Raw genomic sequence first — 12,129 nt, 5'->3', positions numbered from 1 at the left:
CGGAAGGCTCACCCGTATGGAGCGCCGGGAGTCACACCGTTACTCAACAAACCGGTTTCAGTGCATGACTGTGACGGCCCTAAACTGTCCCCCGTGACCGAGAACACTCAGCAGACGCCAGCCAGCAACCCCGAACTGCCGACCCAGTACGCACCGGCCGAGGTAGAGGGGAAGCTGTATGAGCGCTGGGTAGAACGGGGTTACTTCGAAGCCGACGAGCACAGCGAGAAGCCGCCGTACTCGATCGTCATCCCGCCGCCGAACGTCACGGGCAGCCTGCACCTCGGGCACGCCTTCGAGCACACGCTGATCGACGCCCTCGTCCGACGCAAGCGCATGCAGGGCTTCGAGGCGCTCTACCAGCCCGGCATGGACCACGCCGGCATCGCCACCCAGAACGTCGTCGAGCGCGAGCTCGGCAAGGAGGGCAAGTCCCGCCACGACCTGGGCCGCGAGGCCTTCGTCGAGCGTGTCTGGAAGTGGAAGAACGAGTCCGGCGGCCAGATCTCCGGCCAGATGCGCCGCCTCGGCGAGGGCGTCGCCTGGTCCCGTGAGCGCTTCACCATGGACGAGGGCCTGTCCACCGCCGTCCAGACCATCTTCAAGCGGATGTACGACGAGGAGCTCATCTATCGCAAAGAGCGCATCGTCAACTGGTGCCCGCGCTGTCTGACGGCGATCTCGGACATCGAGGTCGAGTACCAGGACGACGACGGCGAGCTCGTCTCCATGACGTACGGGGACGGGGACGACACCATCGTCGTCGCCACGACCCGCGCCGAGACGATGCTCGGTGACACCGCCGTCGCCGTCCACCCCGACGACGAGCGCTACAAGCACCTCGTCGGCAAGCAGATCAGGCTGCCGCTGACCAACCGCACGATCCCCGTCGTCGCCGACCACCACGTCGACCCGGAGTTCGGCACCGGCGCCGTCAAGGTCACGCCCGCCCACGACCCGAACGACTTCGAGATCGGTACGCGCCACGACCTGCCGTTCCTCACGGTCATGGACGAGCGCGCGGTCATCACCGTCCCCGGTCCGTTCGAGGGCCTGGACCGGCTGGAGGCCCGCTCCGCCATCGTCGGCGCGCTGCGCGCCGAGGGCCGGATCGTCGCCGAGAAGCGTCCGTACATCCACTCCGTCGGCCACTGCTCGCGCTGCAAGACCACCGTCGAGCCGCGGCTGTCCATGCAGTGGTGGGTCAGGGTCGCCCCGCTCGCCAAGGCGGCCGGTGACGCCGTCCGCGACGGCAAGGTCACGATCCACCCGCAGGAGATGGAGAAGCGGTACTTCGACTGGGTCGACAACCTCCACGACTGGTGCATCTCGCGCCAGCTGTGGTGGGGGCACCGCATCCCCGTCTGGCACGGACCCGACGGAGAGATGGTCTGCGTCGGACCGGACGACGAGGCCCCCACCGGTGAGGGCTGGACGCAGGACAGCGACGTCCTGGACACCTGGTTCTCCTCCGGCCTGTGGCCGTTCTCCACGCTGGGCTGGCCCGAACAGACCGACAGCCTCGCGAAGTTCTACCCGAACTCGGTCCTGGTCACCGGCTACGACATCCTCTTCTTCTGGGTCGCCCGGATGATGATGTTCGGCCTGTACGTCAACGACGGCGTCCCGCCGTTCGAGACCGTCGTCCTGCACGGCATGGTCCGCGACGAGTACGGCAAGAAGATGTCGAAGTCCTTCGGCAATGTCGTCAACCCGCTGGACTGGATGGACAAGTACGGCTCCGACGCGCTGCGCTTCACCCTGGCGCGCGGCGCCAACCCCGGCGTCGACGTCCCGATCGGCGAGGAGTGGGTCCAAGGCTCCGCCAAGTTCGCCAACAAGATCTGGAACGCCACCCGCTTCGCGCTGATGAACGGCGCCACGATCGAGGGCGAACTGCCGTCCGCCGACGAGATGTCGGTCACCGACCGCTGGATCCTCTCCCGGCTGGGCAAGACGGTCGCCGAAGTCGACGCGTACTACGACGACTTCCAGTTCTCCAAGCTCAGCGAGGCGCTGCGGCACTTCGCCTGGGACGAGGTCTTCGACTGGTACGTCGAGCTGTCCAAGACCACGTTCTTCGCGGGCGGCCGGCCGGCCGAGGTCTCGGGCCGGGTCCTCGGCGAGGTCCTCGACGTGATGCTGCGCCTGCTGCACCCGGTCGTCCCGTTCGTCACGGAGACGCTCTGGACCGCGCTCACCGGCCGGGAGTCCGTCGTCATCGCCGACTGGCCGAAGGCTGTGTCCGTTCCTGGGGCCGGCGCCCCGGGCGGCTTCCGCGACGACGCGGCCGAGCAGGAGATCGCCCTCGTCCAGCAGGTCGTCACCGAGGTCCGCCGGTTCCGCTCCGACCAGGGCCTGCAGCCCGGCCAGAAGGTCCCGGCCGAGCTCACCCTGACCGGCACGCCGCTCGCCCCGCACGAGGCGGCCATCCGCCAGCTGCTGCGGCTCCAGCCCGCCGAGGAGGGCTTCCACGCCACCGCGTCGCTGCCCGTCGCGGGGGCCACGGTCGCCCTCGACCTCTCCGGCACCATCGATGTCGAGGCCGAGCGCAAGCGCCTGACGAAGGACCTGGGCGCCGCCGAGAAGGAGAAGGCCCAGGCGGTCGGCAAGCTCTCCAACGAGGCGTTCCTCGGCAAGGCCCCGGACAACGTGGTCGACAAGATCCGCGGCCGGCTCGCCAAGGCCGAGGCCGACATCGAGCGGATCTCCGGCCAGCTGGCGAACCTGCCGCAGAGCTGATCCCCTGAGCACGGAGCCCCCGTACCCCTGACCGACCAGGGGCGCGGGGGCTCCGCCTTCAGGGCCTCTTGTTTGGATCAGGCCGGGCTCGCGTGCCCCGGTGCCGCGCCTCGCCGCGTTGTCGTCGGTCGCCAGGGCTCCTTCCCCGAGCTCTCGGCTCCGCTCGAGCAGGGGAGGCCCCATCCGACTCCCTCCTCCGCCTTGCGATGCACGTCACCGGACCCCGCTCCCTGATCCGGCCTGATCCAAACGGAAGACCCTGCCTCCGACATCCGTGCCCGCACCGGGCGCTGCGTGCGATGTCCGTGCCCATCCGTAGACTGGGCCCCGTGAGTGAGCCCCGCCCTTCCGACCGGCACGACAACTCCGATTCCGACGACACCTTCGCGGAGATCGTCGACGAAGAGACCCAGCGAGACCCCGACCTGGCGGTGATCGAGGCCGGGAGCCGCACGCTGCGCACCCGCTCCGGACCGCCGCAGGGCGAAGAGGTCCCCGCCCGCCCCGCCGACCCCGAGGTGGACAAGGCGCTGCGCGCCGTGGAGCAGGAGCTCGCCGGGCGCTGGGGCGAGACCAAGCTGGAGCCCTCCGTCACGCGCATCGCCGCGCTGATGGACGTGCTCGGCGAGCCGCAGCGCGCGTACCCCTCGATCCACATCACCGGGACCAACGGCAAGACGAGCACGGCCCGCATGATCGAGGCGCTGCTCGGCGCCTTCGACCTGCGTACCGGCCGCTACACCTCGCCGCACGTCCAGTCGATCACCGAGCGGATCAGCCTGGACGGCGCCCCGATCGACCCCGAGCGGTTCATCGAGGCGTACCAGGACATCAAGCCGTACGTGGAGATGGTCGACACCCAGCAGCCGTACCGGCTCTCCTTCTTCGAGGTGCTGACGGGCATGGCCTACGCGGCCTTCGCCGACGCGCCGGTCGACGTCGCGGTCGTCGAGGTCGGCATGGGCGGCAGCTGGGACGCGACGAACGTCATCGACTCCTCGGTCGCCGTCGTCACCCCGATCTCGCTGGACCACACCGACCGGCTCGGCACCACGCCCGCCGAGATCGCCGGTGAGAAGGCCGGGATCATCAAGCAGGGCGCCACGGTCATCCTGGCCCAGCAGCCCGTCGACGCCGCGCAGGTCATGCTGAAGAAGGCCGTCGAGGTCGACGCCACGGTCGCCCGCGAGGGCATGGAGTTCGGCGTCGTCGCCCGCGAGGTCGCCGTCGGCGGCCAGCTGCTGACGCTGCGCGGCCTCGGTGGCGAGTACGAGGAGATCTTCCTCCCGCTGTACGGCGCCCACCAGGCGCACAACGCCGCGGTGGCGCTCTCCGCGGTGGAGGCGTTCTTCGGGATCGGCGCCGAGCAGCCCGGTTCGCTCGACGTCGACACGGTCCGCCGGGCCTTCGCCTCGGTGATCTCCCCGGGCCGCCTCGAAGTCGTCCGCAGCAGCCCCACCGTCGTCCTGGACGCGGCGCACAACCCGGCGGGCGCCCGCGCCACCGCCGACGGGCTCTCCGAGGCGTTCGGCTTCTCCCGGCTGATCGGAGTCGTCGGCACCAGCGGCGACAAGGACGTCAAGGGACTCCTCGAAGCCTTCGAGCCGATCTTCGCCGAGGTCGTCGTCACGCAGAACTCCAGCGGCCGCGCGATGGACGTCGATGAACTGGCCGCCATCGCGGTCGAGGTCTTCGGCGAGGACCGCGTCCAGGTGGAGCCGCGCCTGGACGACGCCCTGGAGGCGGCGATCACCCTCGCCGAGGAGGAGGACGAGTACGCGGGCGCCGGTGTTCTGGTGACCGGTTCCGTGATCACGGTCGGCGAGGCCCGGCTGCTTCTGGGAAGGCGCTGACCCCATGCGTACGCTCTGTGCATCCACGTTGATCGGCGAGTTCTTCGTGATCGGCTTCGCCGGACTCGTGGCGATGAAGTCCGACGACCTGACCGGTGCCACGGTCTGGACGGTCTGCGGCATCGGCATGCTGCTGACCGTGCTGCTCTGCGGGATGATCACCCGACCCGGCGGGATACAGCTCGGCTGGGCGCTGCAGATCGCCCTGGTGCTGGGCGGCTTCGTGGTCCCGATGATGTTCATCCTCGGCGTGGTCTTCGCCGGCCTGTGGTGGGCCTCGGTGTACTACGGCCGCAAGATCGACGAGGCGAAGGCCCGCTGGGCGGCGCAGGAGGCGGCATAGAGCGAGTCCGCAGAGTCCCGGCGTACGCCCGCGGGCCAGGCGGGACTCTGCGGACACGCTCCAGGCTCCGGCCGGTGGCTGAACCGGCACCCGGTGGCCAAACCCGGCCGCCGGCCCGTCCCCGTACCCCTGTAGCCTCGGTTCACCGCACCCGCATGCCTGCAAGGAGCCGCACACCATGACCCAGCGCACCCTCGTTCTCCTCAAGCCCGACGCTGTCCGGCGCGGACTGGTCGGCGAGATCGTCGGGCGGATCGAGCGCAAGGCCGGCTGGCGGATCACCGCACTGGAGCTGCGCACCCTCGACCGTGCCACGCTGGAGCAGCACTACGCCGAGCACGTCGGCCGCCCGTTCTACGAGCCGCTCGTCGAGTTCATGCAGTCCGGCCCGATCGTGGCGCTGGTCGCCGAGGGCGAGCGGGTCATCGAGGGCATCCGTACGCTGGCCGGCCCCACCGACCCGATCGCCGCCGCGCCCGGTTCCATCCGCGGCGACTTCGGCACCATCACCCGGGAGAACCTCATCCACGCCTCGGACTCCGAGGAGTCCGCGGAGCGGGAACTGAAGCTCTTCTTCCCCGGCCTCGTCTGATCCGCGATCAGCCGAACAGCGCTCATGACCTGGGGCGACCGAATTAATTCGGTCGCCCTTCGGTATAGGGTCCGGGATCGCGGGAACGCATCCCTCCGACGTAACGTCACCATGAGTGGAACAGCCACCCGTTCCGCCCACAATGGCGAAGTACCCTCGCGCGGTGTCCGTCAATACGGCACTACGATGGAATCTTCCACGCCCACAGCGCTCACCTCGCCGACCAGAACAAGCCACATCGCGTTCTCGGAAGGCCCGACGCATCCTCAATGGGGAACAAGGGGAACTCAATGTCGTTCATCGGCCGTGACATGGCTATCGACCTCGGGACTGCCAACACGCTGGTGTACGTCAGGGGGCGCGGCATCGTCCTGAACGAGCCGTCCGTCGTGGCCATCAACACCAACACCGGCGGCATCCTGGCGGTCGGCTCCGAGGCCAAGAAGATGATCGGGCGCACGCCGGGCAACATCGTTGCCGTACGGCCCCTGAAGGACGGCGTGATCGCCGACTTCGAGATCACCGAGCGGATGCTCCGCTACTTCATCCTGAAGATCCACAAGCGCCGCTACCTGGCCCGCCCGCGGGTCGTCGTCTGCGTGCCCTCCGGCATCACCGGGGTCGAGCGGCGCGCCGTCATCGAGGCGTCGACGCAGGCCGGCGCGCGCCAGGTGCACATCATCGAGGAGCCCATGGCGGCGGCCATCGGTTCCGGTCTTCCGGTCCACGAGGCCACCGGCAACATGGTCGTCGACATCGGTGGCGGCACCACCGAGGTCGCGGTCATCTCGCTCGGCGGAATCGTCACTGCCCAGTCGATCCGGACCGCCGGCGACGAGCTGGACAACGCGATCATCCAGCACATCAAGAAGGAGTACTCGCTCCTCCTCGGCGAGCGCACCGCCGAACAGATCAAGATCACGATCGGTTCCGCGTACGACCTGGACAAGGACGAGCACACCGAGATCCGCGGCCGCGACCTCGTCTCCGGGCTGCCCAAGACCGTGGTCGTCTCGGCCGCCGAGGTCCGCAAGGCCATCGAGGAGCCGGTCAACGCGATCGTCGACGCCGTGAAGACCACGCTCGACAAGTGCCCGCCGGAGCTCTCCGGCGACGTCATGGACCGCGGCATCGTCCTCACCGGCGGCGGCGCGCTGCTGCGTGGACTGGACGAGCGGCTGCGCCGCGAGACCGGCATGCCGATCCACATCGCGGAGGACCCGCTGGACTCGGTGGCGCTCGGATCCGGCAAGTGCGTCGAGGAGTTCGAGGCGCTCCAGCAGGTGCTGGACGCCCAGCCCCGCAGGTGACAACGCGCAGGTGAACAACGCGCAGGTGAACAACCCGGCGGTCTGCTGTACGGAACACTGCCGCTCCGTACGGCCGATCGTTGATATACAGGCACGAACATTCCGACGAGGAAGGCACGGCCGCCGCACGTGAGGGACACACGAGAGAGCCGGCTGCTCCTGGTGCTGCTGATCGCCATCGCATTCGCATTGATCACGGTGGACATCCGCGGCGGCGAGGAGTCGCCGGTGGACGGCGCCCGGCGGGCCGCCGCAGCGGCCTTCGGGCCGGTGGAGAACGGCGTCGCGGCAGCCGTCGACCCGGTGGGCAACGCCATAGGGGCGGTACGCGACTCCGGTGCACGGCACAACCGGATCGCCGAGCTGGAACAGCAGAACGCCGCGCTCAAGACGAAGCTCGGCAGCGACGACCGCAACCGCAGCAGGGTCCGTGAACTCGACCGGATGCTGAAGAAGTCGGCCACCGGTCAGTACGGCATCAAGGGCGCCGAGGTCATCGCCATAGGAGCGGCCCAGGGCTTCTCCTGGACGGTCACCATCGACGCGGGTTCCAACGACGGAATCAAGCGCGACATGACCGTCATCAACGGCGACGGTCTGGTCGGCCGGGTCACCACCGTCGGCCCGGACACCTCCACGGTGCTCCTCGCCAACGACCCCGACTTCACCGTCGGCACCCGTATGGAGAAGACCGACGAACTCGGCTTCGCCACCGGTCAGGGTTCCCGGCCGTTGTCCGTCCAGTTCCTCAACGGCAAGGCCAAGGTGAAGAAGGGCGACCGGCTCGTCACCTTCGGCTCCAGCAAGGACAAGCCCTTCGTGCCCGGCGTCCCGGTCGGCGAGGTCGTCCGGGTCGACCCGTCCGGCGGCGGCCTGACCCGTACCGTCTACGTCCGCCCGTACGTCGGCTTCACCAAGCTCGACATCGTCGGCGTCGTGGTCCAGGCCCCGCGCGAGGACCCCCGCGACATGGTCCTGCCGAAGCAGCCCGCCAAGCCCGCCAAGCCGAAGCCCACCCCCACCGTCACCGTCACGATCTCGCCCAACGGCGACATCGTCGACACCGAAGGAAACGTGGTCGGGAACATCCACGAGAGCCCGGACCCGAGCAACAGCCCGGACGCGAACGGCACTCCGAACGCCACACCGAACACCGGCACCGCGGTCAACGAGCAGAGGTAGAGCTGATCCCCATGCGTCTGAACCGGATTCTGCTCTCCGCCGTCCTGGTCGTCGTCGCCCTCGTCGTCCAGGTCTCCGTGCTCGCCCGCCTCCAGCTCCCCGGCGCCGTGCCCGACCTGCTGCTCCTCGTCGTCCTCGGCCTCGCCTTCGTGTACGGGCATGTCAGCGGCGCCCTCATCGGCTTCGGCGCGGGACTCCTCGCCGACCTGGCACCGCCCGCCGACCACGCCGCCGGACGCTACGCACTGGTCCTGTGCATCATCGGCTACCTCGCCGGACTGGTCAGGCCGGAGAACGGACAGCTCAAGTCGGCCTTCGTCCCGATGGTCGCGGTCGTCGCCGCGGCGATCGGCTCGACCCTGCTGTACGCGCTGGTCGGCGCGCTCGTCGGGGACACGGCCGCCCGTCATGTCGGCCTCGGCAGCCTGCTGTTCACCGCGGCCGTCTACGACCTGCTTCTCGCCCCCTTCGTCGTACCGCTGATCATGGCGATCGCCAGACGCACGGTGAACGACCCGCTCGCGGACTCCACCGGCGGCGGGGACGTGGCCGCGGGCTGGCTCGCCTCCGGCACCGGACTGCGGATCGGCAGCCAGCGCGGCGGACTGCGCGTCAAGGCCGCCCGCAGCCGCGCCGCCCGCGCCGGACGGATCAAGGGGGTCAAGCGACTGTGAGGACGCACCGCAGCCAGGACACCCCGCGTACCTCCGGCCCGACCACCACCGGGGGCGCCCCGTGACCAACATCCCCGAGACCGGCCGGACCCAACGGGTCCAGATCCGCCTCATCGTCATCCAGGTCCTCGTCTTCTCCCTGCTGCTCACCCTCGGCGGGCGCCTCTGGTACCTCCAGATCCGCAACGGCCAGGAGTACAGCGACGAGGCGAAGAACAACCATGTCCAGCAGGTCGTCCAGCCCGCCGTCCGAGGCTCCATCCTGGACGCGCGCGGCGTACCCCTCGCCGACAACGAGACCCGGCTGGTCGTCTCCGCGAGCCGCACCGAGCTGATGAAGATGGAGGACGACGGCAAGAGCGTTCTGACCCGGCTCGCCGGCGTCCTCGGCATGAAGCCCAAGGAAGTCCTCGACAAGGTCCGGCTCTGCGACTCGAAGACGCCGCAGCCCTGCTGGAACGGCTCGCCGTACCAGCCGATCCCGGTCACCGACGAGGCCACCACCCAGCAGGCCCTCCAGATCCGCGAACGCGCAGAGGACTTCCCCGGCATCACCGCCGAGCCCACCGCCGTACGCCGGTACGGAGCCCCCGGCAAGGCCAACACCGCCCAGGTCCTCGGTTACCTCTCGCCCGTCACCGACGAGGAGATCACCAAGGCTCAGGACACCGACTCGCCGTACCTCCGCTCCGACCAGGTCGGCCGCTCCGGCCTGGAGCGCACCTACGACAAGGAGCTGCGCGGCAAGGCCGGCGTCACCCGCTACGAGGTCGACAACCTCGGCCGGGTCATCGGCGAGGCGAAGAACGACAAGGCGGAGCCCGGCTCCAGCGTCGTCACCTCCATCGACGCCCGGGTCCAGGCCGTCGCCGAGTACGAGCTCAACGAGGCCATGAAGACGGCCCGCAAGGCGTTCGACAAGAACACCGGGGAGAACTACAAGGCCGACTCCGGCGCCGTCGTCGTCATGGAGGCCAAGACCGGCCGCGTCGTCTCGATGGCCTCGCTGCCGAACTACGACCCCAACTCCTGGGTCGGCGGCATCTCCGCCAAGGACTACGCCAAGCTCACCGGCAAGAACTCCAACTTCCCGCTGCTGAACCGGGCCATCCAGGGCCAGGCCGCCCCCGGCTCGATCTTCAAGGTCATCTCCTCGACCGCCGCGGTCAACGCCGGCTACCCCTTCAACGGCAACTACCCCTGCCCCAGCTCGTACAACGTCGGCGGGCAGACCTTCAAGAACTTCGAGTCCCAGGGCTACGGCTCCATCACCATCGGCCGGGCCCTCGAAGTCTCCTGCGACACCGTGTACTACGGCATCGCGCACAAGGAGTGGCTGAAGGACGGCGGTATGAACCCCAAGAAGAACGCCAAGGACTGGTTCTACAAGACCGCCCACCAGTTCGGCCTCGGCAAGGAGACCGGTATCGACCTCCCCAACGAGGTCAGCGGCCGGGTCCCCGACCGCAAGTGGAAGCAGGACTTCTACAAGGCGAACAAGGACGCCTGGTGCAAGCAGGGCAAGAAGGGCGGCACGTACGTCGAGCAGATCGCGTACGAGAACTGCCTCGAAGGCAACAAGATGCGCGCCGGTGACTCCGTCAACTACTCGATCGGCCAGGGCGACACGCTGGTCACCCCGATCCAGATGGCCACCATCTACGCCGCGATCTCCAACGGCGGCACGCTCTACGACCCCACCGTCGGCAAGGCGGTCGTCAGCGGCGACGGCAAGACCGTCCAGGAGATCAAGCCCAAGTCGCACGGCAAGCTGCCCTTCACGCGCAAGACCCGCAACGAGATAGACGGTGCCCTCGCGGGAGTCGCGACCCGTGGTTCGGCCGCCTGGCGATTCGGCGGCTGGCCGCAGGACAAGATCCCGATGCACGCCAAGACGGGTACGGCCGAGGTCTACGGCAAGCAGACGACCTCCTGGTTCGCCACGTACACCAAGGACTACTCGATCGTCATGACGATCTCCCAGGGCGGTACGGGCTCCGGTGCGTCCGGGCCCGCCGTGCGCAACATTTACGACGCCCTCTACGGTCTCGACGACTCCGGCAAGCAGGACCTGAAGAAGGCGCTGCTGCCCACCCCGCAGAAGTCCCTGCCGAAGATCCAGCAGGACGGCTCGATCGACGCCCCGGAGATCAAGCCCTACAACCCGGACTCGCAGAAGACCCCGGAGGAACAGACCCTCGCCGCGATCCTGGGGAGGCGCGACTGATGGCCGGCTTCTCCGTCCAGCGGTACGCCCCCGAGCGGTCCGCCTGGGGCAAACTCACCGCCCGCGACTCCCTCGTACGCAAACTCGACTGGCCGCTGCTCGGGTCCGCGCTCGCGCTCTCCCTCATCGGCTCGCTGCTGGTCTACTCGGCGACCCGGGGACGCGACTCGCTCACCCACGGCGACCCGTACTACTTCCTCTTCCGGCACGTCCTCAACACCGGCATCGGCTTCGCCCTGATGGTCGGCACGATCTGGCTCGGCCACCGCACCCTGCGCGGCGCCGTCCCGATCCTCTACGGCCTCTCGGTGCTCCTCGTGCTGGCGGTGCTCACCCCGCTCGGCGCCACCGTCAACGGCGCTCACGCCTGGATCATCATCGGCGGCGGCTTCTCGCTCCAGCCGTCCGAGTTCACCAAGATCACCATCATCCTGATCATGGCGATGCTGCTCGCCGAGCGCGTCGACGCGGGCGACCAGCTCCATCCCGACCACCGGACCGTCGCCAAGGCCCTCGGTCTGGCGGCCGTCCCGATGGCCGTCGTCATGGGAATGCCGGACCTCGGCTCCGTGATGGTCATGGTCGTCATCGTGCTCGGCGTGCTCCTCGCCTCCGGCGCGTCGAACCGCTGGATCGCCGGCCTGCTCGGCGCGGGCGTGGCCGGCGCGATCGCGATCTGGCAGCTCGGTCTGCTCGACGAGTACCAGATCGCCCGCTTCGCAGCCTTCGCCAACCCCGCGCTCGACCCGGCGGGCGTTGGCTACAACACCAACCAGGCCCGCATCGCGATCGGCTCCGGCGGCCTCTCCGGAACGGGGCTCTTCCACGGCACCCAGACCACCGGCCAGTTCGTCCCCGAGCAGCAGACCGACTTCGTCTTCACCGTCGCGGGCGAGGAGCTCGGCTTCCTCGGCGCCGGGCTGATCCTCGTCCTGCTCGGCGTCGTCCTGTGGCGCGCCTGCCGGATCGCCCGCGAGACGACCGAGCTGTACGGCACGGTCGTCGCCGCCGGAATCATCGCCTGGTTCGCCTTCCAGGCCTTCGAGAACATCGGGATGACGCTCGGCATCATGCCGGTCGCCGGGCTCCCGCTGCCGTTCGTGTCGTACGGAGGTTCCTCGATGTTCGCCGTCTGGGTGGCCGTCGGGCTGCTCCAGTCGATCAGGGTGCAACGGCCGATAAGCGCCTGAGCCGGTGCGGGAGCAC

Annotated in this window: 9 protein-coding genes; all 9 read left to right on the top strand. The window is 69.0% G+C overall.

The genetic code is table 11. The features are described 5' to 3' along the window. Positions 1-93: 93 nt before the first annotated feature. On the top strand, positions 94-2,742 hold the full coding sequence (locus tag OG978_RS14190) for a valine--tRNA ligase (RefSeq protein WP_326765575.1): 2,649 nt from the start codon (positions 94-96) through the stop codon (positions 2,740-2,742). Positions 2,743-3,071: 329 nt separating this feature from the next. Continuing rightward, positions 3,072-4,595, top strand: coding sequence for a bifunctional tetrahydrofolate synthase/dihydrofolate synthase (gene folC, locus OG978_RS14185; protein WP_326765574.1), 1,524 nt, complete (start codon positions 3,072-3,074; stop codon positions 4,593-4,595). Between the two features lie 4 nt (positions 4,596-4,599). Further along, positions 4,600-4,938 (top strand): DUF4233 domain-containing protein, encoded by a 339-nt coding sequence (locus OG978_RS14180; protein WP_326765573.1) that lies wholly within the window; start codon positions 4,600-4,602, stop codon positions 4,936-4,938. A gap of 178 nt (positions 4,939-5,116) precedes the next feature. Further along, entirely contained in the window at positions 5,117-5,530 is a 414-nt protein-coding gene (ndk, locus tag OG978_RS14175) for a nucleoside-diphosphate kinase (RefSeq protein ID WP_124717727.1), read from the top strand. 290 nt (positions 5,531-5,820) lie between these two features. Beyond that, complete coding sequence (locus OG978_RS14170) at positions 5,821-6,840, top strand: rod shape-determining protein (RefSeq protein WP_326765572.1); 1,020 nt, start codon at positions 5,821-5,823, stop codon at positions 6,838-6,840. 129 nt (positions 6,841-6,969) lie between these two features. Continuing rightward, a complete protein-coding gene (gene mreC, locus OG978_RS14165; protein ID WP_326765571.1) occupies positions 6,970-8,022 on the top strand; it encodes a rod shape-determining protein MreC in 1,053 nt (350 codons plus the stop codon). Positions 8,023-8,033: 11 nt separating this feature from the next. Further along, a complete protein-coding gene (mreD, locus tag OG978_RS14160; protein WP_326765570.1) occupies positions 8,034-8,696 on the top strand; it encodes a rod shape-determining protein MreD in 663 nt (220 codons plus the stop codon). Positions 8,697-8,757: 61 nt separating this feature from the next. Continuing rightward, complete coding sequence (gene mrdA, locus OG978_RS14155) at positions 8,758-10,923, top strand: penicillin-binding protein 2 (protein WP_326765569.1); 2,166 nt, start codon at positions 8,758-8,760, stop codon at positions 10,921-10,923. Beyond that, positions 10,923-12,113: a rod shape-determining protein RodA gene (gene rodA / locus OG978_RS14150; RefSeq protein ID WP_326765568.1), complete on the top strand. Its 1,191-nt coding sequence runs from the start codon at positions 10,923-10,925 to the stop codon at positions 12,111-12,113. Before mrdA ends, rodA begins: the two co-directional genes overlap by 1 nt. The last annotated feature ends 16 nt before the right edge of the window (positions 12,114-12,129 follow it).

It is taken from the genome of Streptomyces sp. NBC_01591 (assembly GCF_035918155.1).
In the GTDB taxonomy this organism is placed as follows: Bacteria; Actinomycetota; Actinomycetes; order Streptomycetales; family Streptomycetaceae; genus Streptomyces.
The sequence above is the reverse complement of the archived record's forward strand: the minus strand, read 5'-3'. Positions and strand labels throughout refer to the sequence as shown.